Annotated in this window: 18 protein-coding genes; 11 read left to right on the top strand and 7 right to left on the bottom strand. The window is 51.7% G+C overall.

Translation table 11 applies throughout. From position 1 onward, the window contains the following. Nucleotides 1-52: 52 nt before the first annotated feature. Both nfo and EOS98_RS07950 read right to left on the bottom strand, forming a co-directional pair. Nucleotides 53-910 carry a deoxyribonuclease IV gene (gene nfo, locus EOS98_RS07945; RefSeq protein WP_000873909.1) on the bottom strand — a complete coding sequence of 286 codons (858 nt, stop codon included), beginning with the start codon at nucleotides 908-910 and terminating at the stop codon, nucleotides 53-55. Nucleotides 911-988: 78 nt separating this feature from the next. Continuing rightward, nucleotides 989-2,038 carry a YeiH family protein gene (locus EOS98_RS07950; protein WP_000137966.1) on the bottom strand — a complete coding sequence of 350 codons (1,050 nt, stop codon included), beginning with the start codon at nucleotides 2,036-2,038 and terminating at the stop codon, nucleotides 989-991. A gap of 120 nt (nucleotides 2,039-2,158) precedes the next feature. Here EOS98_RS07950 and yieE point away from each other — a divergent pair, with 120 nt between their 5' ends. The 3 genes from yieE to cirA all read left to right on the top strand — a co-directional run bounded on the left by yieE (nucleotide 2,159) and on the right by cirA (nucleotide 7,019). After that, a complete protein-coding gene (yieE, locus tag EOS98_RS07955; protein ID WP_000548316.1) occupies nucleotides 2,159-3,022 on the top strand; it encodes a DNA-binding transcriptional regulator YeiE in 864 nt (287 codons plus the stop codon). Nucleotides 3,023-3,211: 189 nt separating this feature from the next. Then, a complete protein-coding gene (lysP, locus tag EOS98_RS07960) occupies nucleotides 3,212-4,681 on the top strand; it encodes a lysine-specific permease (protein WP_000534999.1) in 1,470 nt (489 codons plus the stop codon). Between the two features lie 346 nt (nucleotides 4,682-5,027). After that, nucleotides 5,028-7,019 (top strand): catecholate siderophore receptor CirA, encoded by a 1,992-nt coding sequence (gene cirA / locus EOS98_RS07970; protein WP_000488254.1) that lies wholly within the window; start codon nucleotides 5,028-5,030, stop codon nucleotides 7,017-7,019. Between the two features lie 43 nt (nucleotides 7,020-7,062). On the opposite strand, the gene EOS98_RS07975 is transcribed toward cirA, so the two are convergent. Next, the gene (locus tag EOS98_RS07975; RefSeq protein WP_000023806.1) at nucleotides 7,063-8,385 is read right to left on the bottom strand and encodes an MFS transporter; all 1,323 of its coding nucleotides are present in this window, start codon (nucleotides 8,383-8,385) and stop codon (nucleotides 7,063-7,065) included. Between the two features lie 32 nt (nucleotides 8,386-8,417). Next, nucleotides 8,418-9,305 (bottom strand): phosphoserine phosphatase SerB, encoded by an 888-nt coding sequence (serB, locus tag EOS98_RS07980; protein ID WP_086811952.1) that lies wholly within the window; start codon nucleotides 9,303-9,305, stop codon nucleotides 8,418-8,420. Between the two features lie 216 nt (nucleotides 9,306-9,521). On the opposite strand from serB, the gene EOS98_RS07985 reads away from it, so the two are divergent. Then, nucleotides 9,522-10,889: an L-serine ammonia-lyase gene (locus tag EOS98_RS07985; RefSeq protein WP_126523956.1), complete on the top strand. Its 1,368-nt coding sequence runs from the start codon at nucleotides 9,522-9,524 to the stop codon at nucleotides 10,887-10,889. Nucleotides 10,890-10,893: 4 nt separating this feature from the next. After that, nucleotides 10,894-11,283 (top strand): helix-turn-helix domain-containing protein, encoded by a 390-nt coding sequence (locus EOS98_RS07990; RefSeq protein ID WP_000876817.1) that lies wholly within the window; start codon nucleotides 10,894-10,896, stop codon nucleotides 11,281-11,283. Here the strand turns inward: EOS98_RS07990 and fghA are convergent. Beyond that, nucleotides 11,272-12,129, bottom strand: a complete 858-nt coding sequence (gene fghA / locus EOS98_RS07995) for an S-formylglutathione hydrolase (RefSeq protein ID WP_126523957.1) — start codon at nucleotides 12,127-12,129, stop codon at nucleotides 11,272-11,274. The genes EOS98_RS07990 and fghA overlap by 12 nt on opposite strands. A 329-nt stretch (nucleotides 12,130-12,458) precedes the next feature. Here fghA and folE point away from each other — a divergent pair, with 329 nt between their 5' ends. The 6 genes from folE to mglC all read left to right on the top strand — a co-directional run bounded on the left by folE (nucleotide 12,459) and on the right by mglC (nucleotide 19,633). Beyond that, nucleotides 12,459-13,127, top strand: coding sequence for a GTP cyclohydrolase I FolE (gene folE / locus EOS98_RS08000; protein WP_001139611.1), 669 nt, complete (start codon nucleotides 12,459-12,461; stop codon nucleotides 13,125-13,127). A 14-nt stretch (nucleotides 13,128-13,141) separates the two neighbouring features. Beyond that, entirely contained in the window at nucleotides 13,142-14,284 is a 1,143-nt protein-coding gene (yeiB, locus tag EOS98_RS08005; protein WP_001518079.1) for a DUF418 domain-containing protein YeiB, read from the top strand. A gap of 149 nt (nucleotides 14,285-14,433) precedes the next feature. Further along, complete coding sequence (galS, locus tag EOS98_RS08010) at nucleotides 14,434-15,456, top strand: HTH-type transcriptional regulator GalS (RefSeq protein WP_000628631.1); 1,023 nt, start codon at nucleotides 14,434-14,436, stop codon at nucleotides 15,454-15,456. 498 nt (nucleotides 15,457-15,954) lie between these two features. Beyond that, the gene (gene mglB, locus EOS98_RS08015) at nucleotides 15,955-16,953 is read left to right on the top strand and encodes a galactose/glucose ABC transporter substrate-binding protein MglB (RefSeq protein ID WP_126523958.1); all 999 of its coding nucleotides are present in this window, start codon (nucleotides 15,955-15,957) and stop codon (nucleotides 16,951-16,953) included. Nucleotides 16,954-17,086: 133 nt separating this feature from the next. After that, on the top strand, nucleotides 17,087-18,607 hold the full coding sequence (gene mglA, locus EOS98_RS08020; protein WP_000535914.1) for a galactose/methyl galactoside ABC transporter ATP-binding protein MglA: 1,521 nt from the start codon (nucleotides 17,087-17,089) through the stop codon (nucleotides 18,605-18,607). A gap of 15 nt (nucleotides 18,608-18,622) precedes the next feature. After that, complete coding sequence (gene mglC / locus EOS98_RS08025) at nucleotides 18,623-19,633, top strand: galactose/methyl galactoside ABC transporter permease MglC (RefSeq protein ID WP_001275101.1); 1,011 nt, start codon at nucleotides 18,623-18,625, stop codon at nucleotides 19,631-19,633. Nucleotides 19,634-19,707: 74 nt separating this feature from the next. On the opposite strand, the gene preA is transcribed toward mglC, so the two are convergent. Continuing rightward, nucleotides 19,708-20,943 carry an NAD-dependent dihydropyrimidine dehydrogenase subunit PreA gene (gene preA / locus EOS98_RS08030; RefSeq protein WP_126523959.1) on the bottom strand — a complete coding sequence of 412 codons (1,236 nt, stop codon included), beginning with the start codon at nucleotides 20,941-20,943 and terminating at the stop codon, nucleotides 19,708-19,710. Continuing rightward, entirely contained in the window at nucleotides 20,937-22,178 is a 1,242-nt protein-coding gene (locus EOS98_RS08035; protein ID WP_126523960.1) for an NAD(P)-dependent oxidoreductase, read from the bottom strand. Before EOS98_RS08035 ends, preA begins: the two co-directional genes overlap by 7 nt. Nucleotides 22,179-22,202 lie beyond the last annotated feature (24 nt).

The following is a 22,202-nucleotide window of genomic DNA, read 5'->3' on the forward strand; positions in this document are numbered from 1 at the left end:
AAAAAAGGCAGAGCGCGCTCTGCCTTTTTTATTGCCTGAAGAACATTGAGCTTCAGGCCATCGCTTCGGCAATTTGCTGGGCTTTTAACCACGCAATCTCTTCCGCCCAGATATCAGGATTGATGGTCTCCAGTATCAGCGGAATACCGTCAAAACGCCCATCCTGCATAATCCAACGAAACGCATCGTGGCCGATATTGCCTTCGCCCAGGCTGTGATGGCGGTCAACGCGGCTACCGAAGGCGCTTTTGGCGTCGTTAAGGTGCATTCCGCGCAAATACTGAAATCCGACAATTTTCCCGAATTCGGCGAACGTTTTTTCGCACGCCTCTGGCGTACGCAGATCGTATCCGGCGGCAAAGGCATGGCAGGTATCGATACAGACGCCAACGCGCGACTTATCTTCCACGCCGTCGATGATGGCGGCTAACTGTTCAAACTCAAACCCCAGATTACTGCCCTGACCGGCTGTATTTTCGATAACCGCCGTAACGCCCTCGGTCTGCGCGAGGGCGATATTGATGGATTCCGCGATCCGCGCCAGGCAATCCTCCTGTGCAATCTGCATCAGATGGCTACCGGGATGAAAATTAAGCAAGGTTAAGCCGAGTTGTTCACAGCGCTGCATTTCATCGAGAAAGGCATCGCGTGATTTTTCCAGCGCTTCACTGACCGGATGGCCCAGATTAATCAGGTAACTATCGTGGGGAAGGATTTGCGCCGCCGAGAAATGATACTTTTCACAGGCGATTTTAAAGTCATCAATGACCTGGGGAGTAAGGGGGGCGGCACGCCACTGACGCTGGTTTTTTGTGAAAAGCGCAAAGGCCGTTGCGCCAATTTCAGCCGCGCGGGCAGGGGCGTTAGCCAGACCGCCAGCAGCGCTGACGTGCGCTCCGATGTATTTCATAAAAGACTCCTGTTAAACCCGCTAACGGTTCATTACGAACGCTATGATAACGGGTTAACAGGCGTGAAACGTAATAATTTATGCGATAAGGCTATGGATTAGGACGTTAATGGCGCCACCGCCAATAATCAGCCAGGCGAATAGTGCCAGCGCCATCAGCAGCGGTTTCGCCCCCGCTTTTTTCAATGCGCTAACGTGAGTGGTCAGACCCAACGCCGCCATCGCCATCGCCAGCAGTACCGTGTCCAGCGTCACCAGCATATCCACCACGGCTTTCGGCAGCAGATGGAAAGAGTTGAAGATCGCCACTACGATGAAGAAAATAGCAAACCACGGAATGGTAATTTTGCTTTTTTCCGCGCCGGTCGCCGGTGAAAGCTGTTTAACGCGTGCCGCCAGAATGATCAGGAACGGCGCCAGCATCATGACACGCAGCATCTTAGCGATAACTGCCGCATTTTCCGCATCCGGGCTAACGGCATGACCCGCTGCGACCACTTGCGCGACTTCATGCATGGTTGAGCCGATATAGATGCCGTAAGTTTCCGGGCTGAACCAGTGCGCCAGCAGCGGATACATTGCCGGGTAAAGGAAAATAGCGATGGTGCCGAAAATAACGACAGTCGCGACGGCTACAGTAACCTTACTGGCTTCCGCTTTTACCACCGGTTCTGTCGCCAGTACCGCCGCCGCGCCGCAGATACTGCTACCGGCGCCAATCAGCCAGCTGGTGTGCCTGTCCAGACCAAAGACTTTTTGGCCTAAGAAGCAGGCCAGCATGAACGTGCTGGAAAGCGTTAATACGTCAATCACAATGCCGCTAATGCCCACGTCGGCGATTTGTGAAAAGGTAAGGCGGAAGCCGTAAAGGATAATCCCTAAACGCAGTAAATGTTGTTTTGCAAACAGCACGCCGCCGTCGCATTGTTTCCATATTTGTGGATAGACGGTATTCCCGATAACCATACCCAGCAGGATAGCCAGGGTCAGGGCGCTGAACCCCGCGCCTGCAACGGCAGGGATAGCGCCGCCCCACAGGGCGACTCCTGTAATGACGGCGCTCAGAGCGAGCCCCGGTATAAAATGCCACATTGTACGACGATGATTCTGCAAGGTGAGTTCTGTCATAACCTTCTCCTGTATATGGACAATAAGGTTACGGTGATCTGGTTTAAAAATAAAATTGATTATATATTTATAATTAATCTTTATAAGTGGTAAGTGAAACGCTATCGGTGGGATACGACTATGCATATTACGCTACGACAACTTGAAGTGTTTGCTGAAGTACTGAAAAGCGGTTCAACAACCCAGGCGTCGGTCATGCTGTCATTATCGCAGTCCGCCGTTAGCGCCGCGCTCACCGATCTGGAAGGTCAGCTCGGCGTACAGTTGTTTGATCGGGTGGGGAAACGGCTGGTGGTCAACGAACATGGGCGCTTGTTATACCCGCGCGCGCTGGCGTTGCTGGAGCAAGCGGTAGAAATTGAGCAGCTATTTCGTGAAGATAACGGCGCGATACGGGTTTATGCCAGTAGCACCATCGGCAATTACATTTTACCCGCCATGATTGCCCGCTATCGCCAGCATTATCCGGCCTTGCCGCTGGAACTCAGCGTGGGAAACAGCCAGGACGTGATTAACGCGGTGTTGGATTTTCGGGTTGATATCGGCCTGATTGAAGGGCCGTGTCACAGTACAGAGATTATCTCTGAGCCGTGGCTGGAAGATGAGCTGGTGGTCTTTGCCGCGCCGTCCTCGCCGCTGACGCAGGGGCCGGTGACGCTGGAACAGCTTGCGGCATCCCCATGGATTTTACGCGAGCGCGGTTCCGGTACGCGGGAAATTGTCGATTATTTGCTGTTGTCGCATTTGCCGCGCTTTCATATGGCGATGGAGTTGGGGAATTCAGAAGCGATCAAACATGCGGTGCGTCATGGACTGGGGATAAGCTGTTTATCGCGCCGGGTGATTGCTGAACAACTCCAGGCGGGAACCCTGGGCGAAGTCGCGGTGCCGTTACCGCGCCTGGTGCGCACGTTGTGGCGTGTTCATCATCGGCAGAAACATCTTTCTAACGCGTTGCAGCGTTTTTTGAGTTACTGTGAATAAAGGTGAAGAGGAGGGCTGCCCGGGCGGCATCGCCATTTTTAGTATCCGCTTACGTATACGTTATTCTCTGCTTTACTTATAATCCGTGGCCGGTCATGAAGGTCTCTTATAACCGCGCATTTGTGTCGGAAGGATAGTATTTCGTCTGTTACAATCGCGCCTCATTTTTTGGATGGATAGCATTTTCACATGGGTTCCAAAACTAAAACCACAGAAGCGCCCGCGCTACGTCGCGAATTAAAGGCGCGTCACCTGACGATGATTGCCATTGGCGGCTCCATCGGGACAGGTCTTTTCGTTGCATCTGGTGCGACAATTTCTCAGGCGGGGCCAGGCGGCGCGCTGTTTTCTTATATTCTGATTGGTTTGATGGTCTACTTCCTGATGACCAGTCTTGGCGAGCTGGCGGCCTATATGCCGGTATCTGGCTCGTTTGCGACATATGGTCAGAACTATGTGGAAGAAGGCTTTGGTTTCGCGCTGGGCTGGAACTACTGGTACAACTGGGCGGTGACTATCGCTGTTGACCTGGTTGCCGCGCAATTGGTGATGGGCTGGTGGTTCCCGGACACGCCGGGCTGGATCTGGAGCGCGCTATTCCTCTGCGTCATTTTCTTGCTGAACTACATTTCTGTACGTGGTTTTGGCGAGGCGGAGTACTGGTTCTCGTTAATTAAAGTCGCGACCGTTATTATCTTCATCATCGTTGGCGTAGCGATGATTATCGGTATCTTTAAAGGTGTTGAGCCGGTCGGCTGGAGCAACTGGACGACGGGCGATGCGCCTTTCGCTGGCGGTTTTGCGGCAATGATTGGCGTCGCGATGATCGTGGGCTTCTCTTTCCAGGGAACTGAGCTGATTGGTATTGCCGCCGGGGAATCTGAAAACCCGGAGAAGAATATTCCGCGCGCGGTGCGTCAGGTGTTCTGGCGTATTCTGCTGTTTTATGTTTTCGCGATTTTGATTATCAGCCTGATCATTCCTTATACCGATCCAAACCTGCTGCGTAACGACGTCAAAGACATTAGCGTCAGTCCGTTTACCTTAGTGTTCCAGCATGCGGGCTTGTTGTCTGCGGCGGCGATAATGAATGCGGTTATCCTGACGGCGGTACTGTCTGCGGGTAACTCCGGGATGTATGCCTCGACCCGTATGCTCTACACCCTGGCCTGTGACGGTAAGGCCCCGCGTATTTTTGCGAAATTGTCCCGCGGCGGCGTACCGCGCAATGCGCTTTATGCCACCACCGTGATTGCCGGTCTTTGCTTTTTGACCTCAATGTTCGGCAACCAGACGGTCTATCTGTGGCTGTTGAACACCTCCGGTATGACGGGCTTCATCGCCTGGCTGGGGATTGCCATTAGCCATTATCGCTTCCGTCGCGGTTACGTGATACAAGGGTATGATGTGAATGATTTGCCGTACCGTTCCGGGTTCTTCCCGCTGGGGCCGATTTTCGCCTTTGTACTGTGCCTGATTATTACGTTGGGGCAGAACTATGAAGCGTTCCTGAAAGATACCATCGACTGGGGCGGCGTCGCGGCGACCTATATCGGTATTCCGCTGTTCCTGCTTATCTGGTTCGGCTACAAGCTGATAAAAGGCACGCATTTCGTGCGCTATAGTGAAATGCACTTCCCGGAACGCGTTAAAAAGTAACGTAGTATTCTCGTCATAGGCCGGATAAGGCTTTATGCCGCCATCCGGCACGGACTGCCTGAACCTGACCCTTCTAACCCTCTCATTCGAGAGGGTTTTTTGTTTTTTCTTTATGATTGGTTCAAATGACATAATTATTAACAATTAAATTGATAATTATTATCGTTTGCTTTATCGTTACGCTCGAAATCAGAAAGGATGAAGATTCGGGCGCGACCGTCACTCATGAGCCCGACTCGCCTGCATAAAAAGAGTTCGCCGTGATAACCGTTATCGCAGGCGAAACGTAATGCGTTGTGAGCGATAACCGATTTTTTTTGTCGTATTTACCTCATGGAGAAATGGAATGTTTAGGTTTAACCCTTTCGTTCGGGTAGGGCTTTGTATGTCCGCAGTTACGTTGGCCTGGCCGGTTGCCGCGGCAACGGATGATGGTGAAACCATGGTCGTTACCGCGTCCGCCATCGAACAAAATCTGAAAGATGCGCCAGCAAGTATCAGCGTCATTACCCAGCAAGATTTACAGCGCAGGCCCGTGCAAAACCTGAAAGATGTCCTGAAAGAGGTGCCGGGCGTACAGCTCACTAACGAAGGGGATAACCGTAAAGGCGTGAGTATTCGTGGTCTGGACAGCAGTTATACGCTGATCCTGATCGACGGTAAGCGCGTTAACTCCCGTAACGCGGTCTTCCGCCATAATGATTTTGATCTGAACTGGATACCGGTTGACGCTATCGAACGCATTGAAGTGGTGCGTGGCCCCATGTCCTCGCTGTATGGCTCCGATGCGCTGGGCGGCGTGGTCAACATTATCACCAAAAAAATTGGTCAGAAATGGCACGGCAGCGTCACGGTTGACTCCACTATTCAGGAACATCGCGACCGTGGCGATACTTATAACGGTCAGTTCTTTACCAGCGGTCCGCTGATCGACGGCGTGCTGGGAATGAAAGCCTACGGTAGCCTGGCGAAACGCGAAAAAGACGAGCAGCAGAGTTCCGCCACCACCGCTACGGGTGAAACGCCGCGCATTGAAGGATTTACCAGCCGGGATGGAAACGTCGAGTTTGCCTGGACACCAAACGAAAATCATGACGTTACCGCAGGCTACGGTTTTGATCGCCAGGACCGGGACTCCGACTCGCTGGATAAAAACCGTCTGGAACGGCAAAACTATGCGTTGAGCCATAACGGACGTTGGGATCTCGGCAATAGTGAGCTCAAATTCTACGGCGAAAAAGTGGAAAACAAAAACCCCGGCAACAGTAGCCCTATCACGTCAGAAAGCAATTCGATTGACGGGAAATACGTTCTGCCGTTAGCGTCTGTCAACCAGTTCCTCACCTTCGGCGGCGAATGGCGTCACGATAAACTGAGCGATGCGGTGAACCTGACCGGCGGTTCCAGTACTAAAACCTCCGCCAGCCAGTATGCTCTGTTCCTTGAAGATGAGTGGCGCATCTTCGAACCGCTGGCGCTGACCACCGGTATTCGTATGGATGACCATGAAACCTATGGCGATCACTGGAGCCCGCGTGCTTATCTGGTCTATAACGCAACGGATACCCTGACGGTGAAAGGTGGGTGGGCCACGGCCTTTAAAGCACCGTCGCTATTGCAATTAAGTCCGGACTGGGCGACCAACTCCTGCCGTGGCGGATGCCGCATTGTCGGTAGCCCGGATCTGAAACCTGAAACCAGTGAAAGCTGGGAGCTCGGCCTTTATTACCGGGGCGAAGAAGGCATACTGGAGGGCGTGGAAGCGAGCGTTACCACGTTCCGTAACGATGTGGACAATCGCATCAGCATTAGTCGTACCCCTGACGTTAACGCCGCGCCCGGCTATTCCAACTTTGTCGGTTTCGAAACCAACAGTCGGGGACAGCGCGTTCCGGTCTTCCGTTATTACAACGTGAATAAAGCGCGTATTCAGGGCGTGGAAACCGAGTTGAAAGTTCCGTTTAACGAGGCGTGGAAACTGTCGTTGAATTACACCTATAACGACGGACGCGACGTCAGTAATGGCGGGAACAAGCCGCTTTCCGATCTGCCGTTCCACACCGCGAACGGTACGCTGGACTGGAAACCGGCGCAGCTCGAAGACTGGTCATTCTACGTATCAGGGAATTATACCGGGCGTAAGCGGGCCGACAGCGCAACGGCGAAAACGCCGGGCGGGTACGTGGTCTGGGATACCGGCGCGGCATGGCAGGCGACGAAAAACGTTAAACTGCGTGCGGGCGTTCTGAACGTGGGCGATAAAGATCTCAAACGCGACGACTACGGTTATACCGAAGACGGACGTCGTTACTTTATGGCGGTGGATTACCGTTTCTGACAGAGACTGGCGACAGCCGCGTTTTGCCGCTGTCGCCAGAATGTTATAACCGATGCAGCCTGGAGAGCAGCGCCAGCGACAGAGTCGTTAGCAGAATGGCGATTAACGCATAGATATAAACGCCCGACCACGCCCAGCTATTTTTCACCATAATTACCGGCACACCGGCCATTGCCGCGCCGACATAGCTGAACAATCCCCGAAAGCCGGTAATCGATCCCGCCGCATCCTTATGGGTCACATCCAGACAGCCGACGGCAAAAAGCATATGCGGTCCGTATAAGGCGAAGCCCATGATGGTGAACAGAATCGCGGTGAGGGTGTAAGAGGTATCCTGAACCAGCGGCACCAGCACGATGCATATGCACAGCGCTAACGCGAAGATTAATCCGGTCATCCAGCGGTTACTTTTGAACATAAAGTCAGACAAGTAGCCTGCCAGCAACCCACCTGCCAGTCCGCCCGCCTCAAACCAGGAAATAATCGAGTTCGCTTTTATCAGGCTCCAGCCGTGAACTTGCGAATAGTAAATCTGCGGCCAGTCGTTAAGGATAGTGCGCGCAATATAAACCGACATATCACCGATAATAATGATCCATACCAGTGGATTGGTCAGGATATATTTCACAAAAATCTGCCAGAAGCTCAGGTTGACCGGGCTGGCCTTGACCTGGGCCAGTTCCGTCGGGTCGTTACGCCACTGCCCCACGTTGGGCAAACCTAATGTACCGGGACGATCTTTAATGGTAAATAGCGCCACTATCCCCATCAGCAGCGAAATGGCGCCGGGAACATAAAACCCCATTTTCCAGCTACCGCTAAAGGCGATAGCAAAGCTGGTCAGCAGCGGCGCGAGGCTGCCGCCGATATTGTGCGCCGCTTCAACGATAGCCCACCAGCGTCCCCGTTCGTTTTTCGAAAACCACGAGGCCATAATTTTCGCCATCGGCGGAAAGCTGGTGCCCTGTAAGATCGCGTTGAGGCTGTACAGTACGTAGAATGCCGCCACGCTATCGGAAAAGCCGAACAGAATATTTACAATCCCCACGCCAATCAGCACCGGGCCGGTCATGGCTTTCGGGTTAATTTTATCGACCAGCATCCCGCCGACAAACTTCATCGCGCCATAAAGAATGTAAAAAATGGAAGACATAATGGCGAAGTCTTCTGCGGTCAGCGACGTTTCCGTCAGCATGGCCGGCATCGCGGCGGAGAAGTTTTTACGGGTAAGATAAAAGACGGCATAAGAGATAAAGACCGAGGCGATAATCTCAAAACGAAATTTTTTATAGGTCTGGTCTATCTCTTTTTTCTCTTTTACAATCGGCTTATCGGGCTGGCTGAAAATAAATGTTTTTATACTCATTTTAAAATTCCCTTCCGGCGAGGTGAGTCGCGTTATAATTCATCTTCAATAAGAAAAAGAAGCAATTCGAAACCGTGATAATTAATCTGATGGTGGATTTTTTCCCGTACAACCGGCTTCGCTTTCCAGGCAATACCGGTGCCAGCATGTTCTAACATCGGCAGATCGTTGGCGCCATCACCGCAGGCAATAATATTCTCCGTGGTAATATTTAACCGGGCAGCCAGGTCAACCAGCGTCTGTTTTTTGTTTGCGGCATTCATAATCGGCAAAGTAATGTTATCCGTCAGAACGTTATCGCGTATTTCAACCGTATTCGAAAAGGCATAATCCAGTTGATACCGCGCTTTTAGACGCTGGGTGAATATATCCAGTCCCCCGGAGATAATCGCGGTTTTAAATCCTTTGGCCTTGATGACTGGCAGAATAGTTAACAGGCCTGGCGAAAGGGTCATGCGATCGCATACGGCGTTCAGCACTGCTTTCGGTGTGCCTTTCAACATTCCGATACGTCGGGTAAAACTGGCGTTAAAATCAAGCTTGCCCTCCATCGCCTGTTGGGTAATGGCGGTGATTTGCGTCGACATGCCAAGCTCGCGGGCAATTTCATCCACGCCTTCTTCCGCAATAAATGTCGAGTCCATATCAAACGCGATAATACCGTTAGCAGGCAGTGGCTGCGGCTTAATAAAAAAATCAAACTGCCATTGCAATGAGAGTTCGCGTAAATAGCGATAAAATTCAGGCGTCAGACATTCCGCTGGCAGCGTAAGCTTTAAATAAGCGGTATTGATAAGCGCGGCATAACGTTTATCAAATAATAGCGGAAACGGCATGGTGACGGCATTAAATAACGTTTCCTGTAATTTTTTCTGAAACGTATCGATATCCTGTGTAGTAATAAAATAAATAATGCTCATATGATAACTCCCTTAATTTACGGGTATTATAATGACTCTTTTGCGGCGTGGAATCTTGTGCTATCACAGATATCACAGCCAGAAAAGGGCTAAAAAAGCGTTGTTTTTGATACCAGGTAAAGTTCAGACACAAAAGGTATCACTTTTGATATGCCAACTGTGCGAGGATGTTATTTATTACTGAACGCGAATGACACTGAAAGGATTGATATAACGATGGAGAGTTGCCTTGATATATTCAAAATAGTAATAGGTCCATCCAGCTCACGTACCGTAGGGCCGATGCGCGCCGCCTGTCACTTTATTTCATTGCTCAGAGAACAAGAGACGTTGCCGCTAATTCGGGAAATTGAAATCGAGCTGTATGGCGCGTTATCGTTAAGCCGCAAGTGCCACAATGTGGATACCGCCCTTTATCTTGGGCTGCTGGGTTGCCAGCCGGAGAATGTCGATCTCCGTTCGCATATGGCGGCGATTAAGCGTGCGGAAAATGAAAACAAAATCGAACTCCCGCTCTCCGACGCGGGCGGAATCACGATAAAAGTCAAGATTATCGCCAATCACCAGGCGCATCCAGGCCATCCTTATGCCATGACGTTTCGCGCCAGAGATGATTATTTCACGGTGTATGAAGAGACCTGGTTTTCGACCGGCGCCGGACAGGTTCGCAAACATGGCGAGCCGCTGACGCCATCGCTTCCTTTGCGTACAGTGTCGCCCTTTGAATTTAGTCATGCCGCGCAGTTGCTGGCGCTGTGCCGACGTAATGGCCTGTCCGTGGCGGCGCTGATGATGAAAAATGAGCTGTGCCGCCACTCGCCACAGACGTTGCAGAATTATCTGGCGCAAATATGGGACGTGATGCAGCAGGCGGTTTATCGCGGCCTGCATACTGAGGGGGTATTACCCGGCCCCTATCAGGTACCGCGGCGCGCCTGTGCGTTACATAAGACGTTACAGGCGAACCGTTCCGCCAGCGATTTTTTCACCGCGCTGAATTGGGTCAATGCCTTCGCGATTGCGGTAAGCGAAGAAAATGCCAGCGGCGGACAGATTGTTACCGCGCCAACCAATGGTGCGTGCGGCATCATTCCGGCAGCGCTCTGCTGGTATGATAAATTTGTCACGCCGCTGGAGCCCGGTGCTCTGACCCGTTTCTTCCTGACCGCCGCCGCTATCGCGATATTGTTTAAACAAAACGCCTCTATTCTGGGATCTGAAGTTGGCTGTCAGGGGGAAGTCGGCGTGGCGTGCTCAATGGCGGCGGCGGGCCTGGCTGAACTGATGGGCGCATCCGTGGAGCAAACGCTGAGCGCCGCTGAAATTGCCATGGAACATCATCTGGGATTGACCTGCGATCCGCTGGGCGGGCAGGTACAAATTCCCTGCATAGAGAGAAACGCCATCTCTGCCGTGAAAGCGATAAACGCGGCGACGATGGCGATGAGTCGCGTAAGCGAACCCTGTATTTCGCTCGATGAGATCATTGCTGCGATGTACGAGACCGGTAAAGACATGAGCGCTAAATACCGTGAAACGTATCATGGTTCGCTGGGGAAAATTCAGCCGCGCAAGAGAGGGTAACAGCGTGAAATACAATACGATGAATAACGACGAGATTATCCTGTCGTTGTGCGCCCGCTTAAAGGAGACGCGCCTGTCTCTTTCGATGACCCAGCAGCAGCTTGCCGATCGCGCGCACGTTGGTATTGCCACCATCAAGCGTATCGAGAAGGGGGGAGGGCTCAATCTTGATACGTTAATTTCTCTCCTGCGGGCGCTGGATAAGTTGCATAATCTTGATGCGGTGCTGTTTGAATCCGAGCTGCGTAATTTTCACGAAAGTTATGAAGGCGGAGAGGGCAGCGGCCGCCTTCAGGTACGCCAGCAGGCCGCGGATTTAAATAATAAATCTTCCGCGCCGCAGTCGGAGGAGGTGAACTACAGCGCGGCGCTGGAAAATTCATTATGTTGGTGACGTCTCACGCTCGTCCCGTAAATACCGGGCATGAAAGCGCAGATGGTCCTCGATGAAGGACGCAATAAAATAATAGCTATGATCGTAGCCTGGCTGGATTCGTAGCGTCATCGGCCAGGCGGTTTGCCGCGCGGCTTCCGCCAGTACGGCGGGCTGAAGCTGATCGGCGAGGAATTGATCGCTGTCGCCCTGATCGATGAGCACAGGAATGGCGTCCTGCGGCTGGCTGGCCAGCATTAATTCGCAGCTATCCCACTCAGTCCAGGCTGATTCATCTTCGCCGAGATAAGCGGTAAGCGCTTTGATTCCCCACGGCACGCGGCTGGGGTTGACGATAGGCGCAAAAGCAGAGATGCTGGTGTATTTGCCCGGATTTTTCAGCGCCATGATTAATGCGCCGTGGCCGCCCATCGAGTGCCCGCTGATGGCGCAACGGTCGCTGACGTTAAACTGTGTCTGGATGAGCGCCGGAAGCTCATCGCGCAGGTAATCGTACATGCGATAATGGCTGGCCCAGGGCGGCTGTGTGGCATTGAGATAAAACCCGGCGCCGTGGCCTAAATCGTATCCGCTATCGTCGGCGACCTGTTCACCGCGTGGACTGGTATCCGGCATCACCAATACAATGCCCAGTTCTGCTGCGATACGCTGCGCGCCTGCTTTGGTGGTAAAATTCTCATCATTGCAGGTCAACCCGGACAACCAGTACAGTACCGGAGGCGGTTCATTATCCTGAGTCGGCGGAAGAAAAATGCTGAATGTCATGGCGCAGTTTAGCGTGGCGGCATGATGACGCCAGCGCTGCTGCCAGCCGCCAAAACATCGGTGCTCTTCGAGCATTTCCATGCGGGGGCTCCTTTTATGGTGAACCTGATAAGGTATGCAGATTCTTCATAATACAGATTATTCACCGCGTTGTGAGTAACTTTCACTTCCGTAATACATAAACATGCTTCATCATTTAAATAACGTTGCGTTAACAAATATGCCCTTTGTCCTGCCATCATTCTCGCACCGGAAAAGATGTCATGAAAGGCAGCGACAATTTCAACAATTATGGGCGTGAATACTGGATTATGTGCGCTACCTCACGCACAATAATCACACTGTCACAATATTGACAAACTTTGCCCCATGCAGGGCAGAGGCGCCACACCTGCAGGAGAACACGATTAATGCCATCACTCAGTAAAGAAGCGGCCCTGGTTCATGACGCGCTGGTTGCCCGGGGGCTGGAAACGCCGCTGCGCCCGCCTATGGATGAACTGGATAATGAAACGCGAAAAAGTCTTATCGCAGGGCATATGACTGAGATTATGCAGTTGCTGAATCTCGATTTGAGCGATGACAGTCTGATGGAAACGCCGCATCGTATCGCTAAGATGTACGTTGACGAGATTTTCGCCGGCCTCGACTATGCCAATTTCCCGAAAATTACCCTCATTGAAAATAAAATGAAGGTGGATGAAATGGTCACCGTCCGCGATATCACGCTGACCAGCACCTGTGAACATCACTTCGTGACCATTGATGGCAAAGCGACCGTCGCGTATATCCCCAAAGATTCCGTGATCGGCCTGTCGAAAATTAACCGCATCGTGCAATTCTTCGCCCAGCGTCCACAGGTTCAGGAACGTTTGACCCAACAAATTCTGACGGCGCTGCAAACCTTGCTCGGCACCAATAATGTAGCGGTATCGATTGATGCGGTGCATTACTGCGTGAAAGCGCGCGGTATTCGTGATGCAACCAGCGCCACGACGACGACGTCGCTGGGCGGATTGTTTAAGTCCAGCCAGAATACGCGCCAGGAGTTTCTGCGTGCCGTTCGCCATCATCCATGATTAAGGCGGAGACGATGGAGCGTAATGTCACGCTGGATTTTGTACGTGGCGTCGCTATCCTCGGTATCCTGCTTCTTAACATTAGCGCCTTTGGATTGCCGAAGGCGGCTTATCTCAATCCCGCCTGGTACGGCGCGATCGTTCCCGAAGACGCCTGGTCCTGGGCGATTCTCGATATTGTGGCGCAGGCTAAGTTTCTTACGCTGTTCGCGTTGTTGTTTGGCGCGGGGCTACAAATGCTGCTTCCGCGTGGTAAACAGTGGATTCAGTCGCGCTTAACACTATTGGTACTGTTAGGTTTTATCCATGCGTTATTCTTTTGGGACGGCGACATTCTGCTGGCCTACGGTCTGGTCGGATTAATTTGCTGGCGACTGGTACGCGACGCGCCTTCGGTAAAAAGCCTGTTTAATACCGGCATACTCCTTTATCTGGTCGGGATTGGCGTGCTACTGCTGCTGGGTGTGGTATCGAGTAGCGAAACCAGCCGCGCCTGGACGCCGGATGCGTCGGCAATATTGTATGAAAAATACTGGAAGCTGAACGGCGGCATGGAGGCTATCAGCAACCGGGCAGAGATGCTGTCGAATAGTTTACTGGCGCTCGGCGCGCAGTATGGCTGGCAACTGGCAGGTATGATGCTGCTGGGCGCCGCGCTAATGCGTAGCGGCTGGCTGAAAGGTCAGTACAGTCTGCGGCACTATCGCCGTACCGGGGTTCTGCTGGTGGCGTTAGGGCTAATGATCAACCTGCCTGCGGTCATTTTACAATGGCGGCTGGACTGGGCGTACCGCTGGTGCGCCTTCTTATTGCAGGCGCCGCGCGAACTGAGCGCGCCGTTGCAAACGCTGGGCTATGCCGCGCTGATGTTTGGCTTCTGGCCGCAGCTTAGCCGATGCAGACTGACGCTTGCCATTGCCTGCGTAGGGCGAATGGCGCTGACCAATTATCTGCTGCAGACGATCATCTGTACCACGCTGTTTTATCAGTTTGGCTTATTTATGAAATTCAATCGACTGGAACTCTTGTTCTTTGTCGTTCCGGTATGGGCAATAAACCTTCTCTTTTCCGTCATCTGGCTACGTTTCTGGCGACAGGGACCGGTCGAGTGGTTATGGCGTCAACTCACGTTGCGCGCGTCAGGATCGCTCAGATAACGATCTGGATCACATTCATTAACAAAATGGCTGTAACCGTTTCCATCCCTGTGATGTTTCTCACGCAGCCCTGGGCAGGGTGCTGACAAAATAGCCGCCTGCTAACGGGGCATTTGTGAGCATTTTTGAACTCAAACAGGGCAGTGAATATGATCACCATTCGTGATGTAGCGCGCCAGGCTGGCGTGTCTGTAGCGACCGTTTCCCGCGTACTGAATAACAGCGCGTTGGTCAGTCCCGACACCCGTGACGCCGTTATGCAGGCCGTCACCCTGCTGGGATATCGGCCAAATGCGAATGCGCAAGCGCTGGCCACTCAGGTGAGCGACACCATCGGCGTCGTGGTCATGGATGTTTCCGATGCCTTTTTCGGCGCTCTGGTGAAAGCCGTAGATCTGGTCGCGCAGCAGCACCAGAAATATGTTCTCATTGGCAACAGTTATCATGAGGCGGAAAAAGAGCGCCATGCGATTGAAGTCTTGATCCGTCAGCGTTGTAACGCATTGATTGTTCACTCAAAAGCCTTAACCGATCGCGAGCTGAGCGACTTTATGGATCAGATCCCCGGTATGGTGCTGATTAACCGTATCGTGCCGGGTTATGCGCATCGTTGTGTCTGTCTCGACAATGTGAGCGGCGCCAGAATGGCGACCCGAATGTTGCTGAATAATGGACATCAACGCATCGGCTACCTGGCCTCCAGCCACCGTATTGAAGATGACGCGATGCGCAGAGAAGGGTGGTTACACGCGCTGCAAGAGCAGGGGATTGCTGCGTCGGAGAGCTGGATAGGCACCGGCACGCCGGACATGCAGGGCGGCGAGTCGGCAATGGTTGAGTTGCTGGGACGCAATCTGCAACTGACGGCGGTATTTGCCTATAACGATAACATGGCGGCGGGCGCGCTGACGGCGTTAAAAGATAACGGCATCGCCATTCCCTTGCATCTGTCTGTCATCGGTTTCGACGATATCCCTATTGCTCGTTATACCGATCCTCAGTTGACTACCGTGCGCTATCCTATTGCTTCTATGGCGAAAATCGCGACCGAGCTGGCGTTACAGGGGGCTGCAGGCACGCTGGATATCACGGCGACGCACTGCTTCATGCCGACCCTGGTACGGCGCCATTCGGTGGCGTGGCGACAGAATGCGGTACTGATCACTAACTGATTACGCCCCGCATGTAACCGTTTTCAATCTGTGAGTAAATTCACAGTTTATTAACATTGTGATAGCTATGATGACAACGTTTGTCGCACTGTAACTAATGTGTAACAGTTAGTTGTCAGTTTTGCTGGGGTATTTCGCTTATAAAAACCGTTATCACAATATCCCGCGACTACCGGACAAAAATAAAGAGTTGAATAAGAGCTTATCCCATTAGGGCTATTTTACTTGCCATTTTGGACCTGGGCAGTGCTCGCCAAAACGCGTTAGCGTTTTGAACGCCGCTAGCGGCGGCCCGAAGGGCGAGCGTAGCGAGTCAAACCTCACGTACTACGTGTACGCTCCGGTTTTTGCGCGCTGTCCGTGTCCAAACTGGCTGCGCCAATAACGCCTGGTGGGATAGGCTCTAAATACGCTTCGGCGTTCAGTAACACGCGTTAACGTGCTGAACAGCCGGGCATTTTTTTACGCTATACCCTACATAATAAAACCGGAGCTACCATGAATAAGAAGGTACTGACCCTTTCTGCCGTGATGGCAAGTCTGTTATTCGGCGCGCACGCGCACGCGGCTGATACTCGTATTGGCGTGACGATTTATAAATATGACGATAACTTTATGTCCGTGGTGCGTAAGGCTATTGAAAAAGATGGCAAATCCGCGCCGGATATTCAGCTACTGATGAATGACTCGCAAAACGATCAATCTAAACAGAATGATCAAATTGACGTTTTATTGGCGAAAGGGGTTAAAGCTCTGGCGATTAACCTGGTCGACCCGGCAGCCGCCGGTACGGTGATTGAGAAAGCGCGCGGGCAAAATGTGCCGGTGGTGTTCTTTAACAAAGAGCCTTCCCGCAAAGCGCTGGACAGCTATGACAAGGCGTATTATGTCGGGACTGACTCTAAAGAATCCGGTGTGATTCAGGGCGACTTGATTGCCAAACACTGGCAGGCGAATCAGGGTTGGGATCTGAATAAAGACGGTAAAATTCAGTATGTTCTGCTGAAAGGCGAGCCGGGGCACCCGGATGCTGAAGCCCGTACGACGTATGTGGTGAAAGAGTTAAATGCTAAAGGTATTCAGACCGAGCAACTGGCGTTAGACACCGCCATGTGGGATACCGCGCAGGCAAAAGATAAGATGGATGCCTGGCTGTCTGGCCCGAACGCTAACAAGATTGAAGTGGTTATCGCGAATAACGATGCGATGGCGATGGGCGCGGTAGAGGCGCTGAAAGCGCATAATAAATCGTCGATTCCGGTCTTTGGCGTCGATGCGTTACCGGAAGCCCTGGCGCTGGTGAAATCGGGCGCGATGGCCGGTACGGTACTGAATGACGCCAACAATCAGGCGAAAGCGACATTCGATCTGGCGAAAAACCTCGCCGAAGGCAAGGGCGCGGCTGACGGTACCAACTGGAAGATTGAGAACAAAATCGTGCGCGTGCCTTATGTCGGCGTGGACAAAGACAATCTGAGCGAATTTACCCAAAAATAACTTTTCCGTCTGTGGGCGCAATTTTGTTGCGCCCTGAAACCGTGGAAGGGTGACGTGCCGCAGACCGGATAACGTATTTCTTTTGCCATCCGGCGCGGATAGTCATAATTAAAAAGGCCGACAGGGTATCATTATGGGCAGCACGATCTCTCCGTCGTCGGGTGAATATTTGTTGGAAATGCGTGGCATTAACAAATCATTTCCCGGCGTGAAAGCGCTTGATAATGTCAACTTAAACGTTCGTCCGCACTCTATTCATGCATTAATGGGCGAAAACGGCGCAGGCAAATCAACATTATTAAAATGTCTTTTCGGTATTTACCAAAAAGATTCCGGCAGCATTGTATTTCAGGGAAAAGAAGTGGACTTCCATTCGGCGAAAGAAGCGCTGGAGAATGGGATTTCGATGGTACACCAGGAGTTAAACCTGGTATTACAACGTTCGGTCATGGATAACATGTGGCTGGGACGTTATCCCACCAAAGGTATGTTTGTCGACCAGGATAAAATGTACCAGGATACCAAAGCGATATTTGATGAACTGGATATCGATATTGACCCACGCGCGCGCGTAGGAACGTTATCCGTTTCGCAAATGCAGATGATCGAAATTGCGAAGGCGTTTTCCTATAACGCTAAGATCGTTATTATGGATGAACCGACCTCATCGTTAACTGAGAAAGAGGTTAATCATCTGTTCACCATTATCCGCAAGCTGAAAGAACGCGGCTGCGGAATTGTTTATATCTCGCATAAAATGGAAGAAATTTTTCAATTGTGCGATGAAATTACTATTTTGCGCGACGGTCAATGGATTGCCACCCAGCCGCTGGAAGGGCTGGATATGGATAAGATCATTGCGATGATGGTCGGGCGTTCCCTGAACCAGCGTTTCCCGGATAAAGAAAATAAGCCGGGCGACGTGATTCTGGAGGTACGTAACCTGACCTCGCTGCGCCAGCCTTCCATTCGCGATGTCTCCTTTGATTTGCACAAGGGCGAAATTCTGGGCATTGCCGGTCTGGTTGGGGCAAAGCGTACCGATATCGTCGAAACGCTGTTTGGCATTCGTGAGAAGTCGTCTGGGACAATCACTTTACATGGCAAGAAAATTAATAATCACACTGCGAACGAAGCGATTAACCACGGTTTTGCGCTGGTGACGGAAGAGCGTCGTTCCACCGGAATTTATGCCTATCTGGATATCGGATTTAACTCATTAATTTCGAATATCCGTAATTATAAAAATAAAGTGGGGTTACTGGATAATTCCCGGATGAAAAGCGACACCCAATGGGTTATTGATTCCATGCGGGTAAAAACGCCGGGGCATCGCACGCAAATTGGTTCACTTTCCGGCGGCAATCAGCAAAAGGTGATCATTGGTCGTTGGCTATTGACGCAGCCGGAAATATTAATGCTGGACGAACCGACCCGCGGCATTGATGTCGGCGCAAAGTTTGAAATTTATCAGCTTATTGCGGAACTGGCGAAAAAAGGCAAGGGGATCATCATTATCTCTTCTGAAATGCCGGAGCTGTTAGGGATTACCGATCGTATTCTGGTGATGAGTAACGGTCTCGTTTCCGGCATTGTCGATACTAAAACAACAACGCAAAACGAAATTTTGCGTCTTGCTTCTTTGCACCTTTAAGATCAGGGGCTCCTTATGAGTGCGTTAAACAAGAAAAGCTTTTTGACCTGGCTGAAAGAGGGCGGAATTTACGTCGTTCTTTTAGTGCTGCTGGCGATTATTATTTTCCAGGACCCGACTTTTTTAAGTTTGCTGAATTTAAGTAATATTCTGACGCAATCTTCGGTACGTATTATTATCGCGCTGGGCGTGGCGGGACTCATCGTCACCCAGGGGACAGACCTGTCGGCGGGGCGTCAGGTAGGGCTGGCGGCGGTCGTGGCGGCAACATTACTGCAATCAATGGAAAACGCCAATAAAGTGTTTCCGGAAATGGCGACCATGCCGATTGCGCTGGTCATCCTGATTGTCTGCGCGATTGGCGCGGTGATTGGCCTGGTGAACGGCATCATCATTGCTTACCTGAACGTGACGCCGTTTATTACCACGCTTGGCACGATGATTATCGTTTATGGGATCAACTCCCTTTACTATGACTTTGTCGGCGCTTCGCCCATTTCCGGCTTTGACAGCGGCTTTTCCACCTTTGCACAGGGCTTTGTGGCGATGGGCAGTTTCCGGCTCTCATACATCACCTTTTACGCTCTGATTGCGGTAGCGTTTGTCTGGGTGCTGTGGAATAAGACCCGTTTTGGTAAAAACATTTTTGCTATTGGCGGCAACCCGGAGGCGGCGAAAGTTTCTGGCGTAAACGTGGCGCTGAACCTGCTGATGATTTATGCGCTCTCCGGCGTGTTTTATGCCTTCGGCGGCTTACTGGAAGCAGGGCGTATTGGTTCTGCCACCAACAACCTCGGCTTTATGTATGAACTGGATGCGATTGCCGCGTGCGTGGTCGGGGGCGTATCGTTTAGCGGCGGAGTGGGGACGGTCTTCGGCGTGGTGACCGGCGTCATTATCTTTACCGTCATCAACTATGGCCTGACCTATATCGGGGTAAACCCGTACTGGCAGTACATTATCAAAGGCGGCATTATCATTTTCGCCGTGGCGCTGGACTCGCTGAAATACGCGCGTAAGAAGTAGTTATCCAGACCTATTACTTTGCTTATCAGATAACCCGGCGCAGCGAAACTGCGCGCCGGGCTTCATACCGCGAGCTACAGCGTTAACGCGTGCTCTTTTTCGCCTTTTTTAAATTTGACCTCGCCTAAATCAATACAGGCGACCGGGCAGACATGACCGCACAGCAGACAACCGACGCATTTTTCCGTATTGCAATGCGGCGTGCGGCTGTGTTCATCCCACTCCATCGCCTGATGGCCGCCGTCATAGCAGGAGATATAGCAACGTCCGCAGCCGACGCATTTCTCCTGATTAATCCGCGGATAGACGATATAGCTGCGATCCAGATCTTCCGCCGGGATAATATTGCCATTCGCCAGCCCGATCATCTCCTGTAATGAGGCAAATCCCTGATCGGCCAGATAGTGGCTGAGGCCGCTCGCCATATCTTCTACAATGCGGTAACCGTATTGCATAATGCCTGTCGTCACCTGTAGGGTCGCCGCGCCCAGCAGCAGAAATTCGGCAGCGTCTTCCCAGGTTTCAATGCCGCCGATACCGCTAATCGGGAAATCGCGCAGTTCAGGGTGCATTCGCAACTGCTGGATAAAACGCAGCGCAATGGGTTTCACCGCTTTTCCTGAATAACCGGAGATACTGGATTTACCGTTAACCACCGGCATCCCGATTTTGCGGTTCAGGTCGATGTTAGTAATGGATTTCACGGTGTTGATGGTGGCGATACCGTTGGCTCCGCCGCGTTTAGCGGCCAGCGCGACTTCGCACATATCGCCAATATTCGGCGTCATTTTCGCCAGCATTGGCAAAGATGAACCGCGTTTTACGGCGCGGCAGTATTTTTCAACCAGCTCCGGGCTTTGCCCTACATCGCTTCCCATGGCGTGCGAGGTCATCTGCGGGCAAGAGAAGTTACACTCAATCATATCCGCGCCGGCTTCTTCAACCAGACGCGCCAGTTCCTGCCACTGCTGCTCATTTTCCCCCATGATGGAAGCAATCAGCACCTTATCCGGATAATCCTGTTTTAGCCGTCGAATGGCGGCCAGATTCTCTTCCAGCGGATGCTCAGCAATTTGCTCCATGTTTTTGAAACCAATAAAACCGGTATCTTCTTTCGTCAGGTGGTCAAAACGTGGAGAGACTTCGTTGGCAATAAAAAAACCAATGGTTTTAAAAACGATCCCGCCCCAGCCGGTATCATAGGCTTTGGCGCACATCTCATAACAATTGCCTACCGGAGAAGAAGAAAGGCAAAACGGATTGGGAAACTTAACGCCGCAAAAGGTAACAGACAAATCTTTTGTTAACATGAGCAGGCCTCCTCTAAATAATGATGAATAGCCTGAGCGGCTTCTTTTCCGGTTTTTACCGCATAAACGACGGTCTTATCACCTTTAACAATATCGCCAGCGGCAAAGATCGCCGGGTCGTCGGTTTGATAATTGTGCGTGTCGATAATATTATGCTGCGCTTTTATCTCCGCAAAGTTATCCAGTCGCGCGTGCTGCCCCACGGCCAAAATAATATTTTCCGCTTCCAGCGTCAGTTCTCCTGAGTGGCGTACATGGTGGAAGGTCACTTTATTTCCGCTGACGGCGACAGGCGTAAAACCATCAATAATCGATACGCCTAATGCCTGCGTGCTGGTAAATTCTTTTTCGCTGGCGGGGAATTCGGCTAATTCTTCCCGCGCCACGCAGGTGACGGAAGGACAGCCGAGAATTTTTAACGTACTGGCGACATCCATCGCTACGTCGCCGCCGCCAATAATTAATGCGCTACGCGGAACGCTAATATCGTCGTCGGCCTGACGGGCGCGCTGTAAAAAATCAACGGCAATCTCTACGTGACTGGCTTGCTCAAATAACGGTAAATCAGAGCCACAGGACATCCCGACGGTCATCAGCACGGCGCGATATTCGGCTTTGAGTTGCGCAAGCGATAGCGACCCGCCCACCTCACAATTACATTTAATATTGACGCCCATTTCTACAATGCGGGCAATTTCCTGATCGAGTACGCTTTGCGGCAGACGAAATGCCGGGATGCCGTGACGCAGCCATCCGCCGGGCTGCGGCTGTTTTTCGTAAATGGTGACGTCATAGCCTAAATGTGTGAGCGTCACGCTTGCCTGCAAACCTGCCGGACCCGCGCCAATAATCGCGACTTTCCCGCGTGTTTTACTCCCGGGCTGATAAATCTGCATGGCAGTCTGCTGTTCAAAATCGGTAATAAAACGTTGCAGGCGTGCAATATCAATAGGTTTATCTATTCCGGAACGTGTACATCCGCGCTGGCATAATTTTTCCGTCGGACAGACTCTGGCGCAGACGGCGCCAAGCGCATTATTTTCCCGGATAGTTTCCGCTGCGCCTTTAAAATTGCGAAAGTAAATAGAACGAATAAATTTCCCCGGATCGGTTTGCGCCGGGCAAGCCTGACTACAGGGCGCATCGTGACATAATAAACAACGTGAAGCCTCTTTTATTGCCAGTAATGGCGTAAAACCAGGCGTGAGTTCATCCAGATAATTTTGTTGCGGCATATAATCTTCCTTAATGCTTGAATA

This window comes from Salmonella sp. SSDFZ69 (assembly GCF_004010755.1).
Classification (GTDB): Bacteria; Pseudomonadota; Gammaproteobacteria; order Enterobacterales; family Enterobacteriaceae; genus Salmonella; species Salmonella enterica.

Bases quoted from the DNA above. Each gene is read 5' to 3' on its own strand.
- nfo (WP_000873909.1), bottom strand. From the start codon at position 910: ATGAAATACATCGGAGCGCACGTCAGCGCTGCTGGCGGTCTGGCTAAC.
- EOS98_RS07950 (WP_000137966.1), bottom strand. From the start codon at position 2,038: ATGACAGAACTCACCTTGCAGAATCATCGTCGTACAATGTGGCATTTT.
- yieE (WP_000548316.1), top strand. From the start codon at position 2,159: ATGCATATTACGCTACGACAACTTGAAGTGTTTGCTGAAGTACTGAAA.
- lysP (WP_000534999.1), top strand. From the start codon at position 3,212: ATGGGTTCCAAAACTAAAACCACAGAAGCGCCCGCGCTACGTCGCGAA.
- cirA (WP_000488254.1), top strand. From the start codon at position 5,028: ATGTTTAGGTTTAACCCTTTCGTTCGGGTAGGGCTTTGTATGTCCGCA.
- EOS98_RS07975 (WP_000023806.1), bottom strand. From the start codon at position 8,385: ATGAGTATAAAAACATTTATTTTCAGCCAGCCCGATAAGCCGATTGTA.
- serB (WP_086811952.1), bottom strand. From the start codon at position 9,305: ATGAGCATTATTTATTTTATTACTACACAGGATATCGATACGTTTCAG.
- EOS98_RS07985 (WP_126523956.1), top strand. From the start codon at position 9,522: ATGGAGAGTTGCCTTGATATATTCAAAATAGTAATAGGTCCATCCAGC.
- fghA (WP_126523957.1), bottom strand. From the start codon at position 12,129: ATGGAAATGCTCGAAGAGCACCGATGTTTTGGCGGCTGGCAGCAGCGC.
- folE (WP_001139611.1), top strand. From the start codon at position 12,459: ATGCCATCACTCAGTAAAGAAGCGGCCCTGGTTCATGACGCGCTGGTT.
- yeiB (WP_001518079.1), top strand. From the start codon at position 13,142: ATGGAGCGTAATGTCACGCTGGATTTTGTACGTGGCGTCGCTATCCTC.
- galS (WP_000628631.1), top strand. From the start codon at position 14,434: ATGATCACCATTCGTGATGTAGCGCGCCAGGCTGGCGTGTCTGTAGCG.
- mglB (WP_126523958.1), top strand. From the start codon at position 15,955: ATGAATAAGAAGGTACTGACCCTTTCTGCCGTGATGGCAAGTCTGTTA.
- mglA (WP_000535914.1), top strand. From the start codon at position 17,087: ATGGGCAGCACGATCTCTCCGTCGTCGGGTGAATATTTGTTGGAAATG.
- mglC (WP_001275101.1), top strand. From the start codon at position 18,623: ATGAGTGCGTTAAACAAGAAAAGCTTTTTGACCTGGCTGAAAGAGGGC.
- preA (WP_126523959.1), bottom strand. From the start codon at position 20,943: ATGTTAACAAAAGATTTGTCTGTTACCTTTTGCGGCGTTAAGTTTCCC.
- EOS98_RS08035 (WP_126523960.1), bottom strand. From the start codon at position 22,178: ATGCCGCAACAAAATTATCTGGATGAACTCACGCCTGGTTTTACGCCA.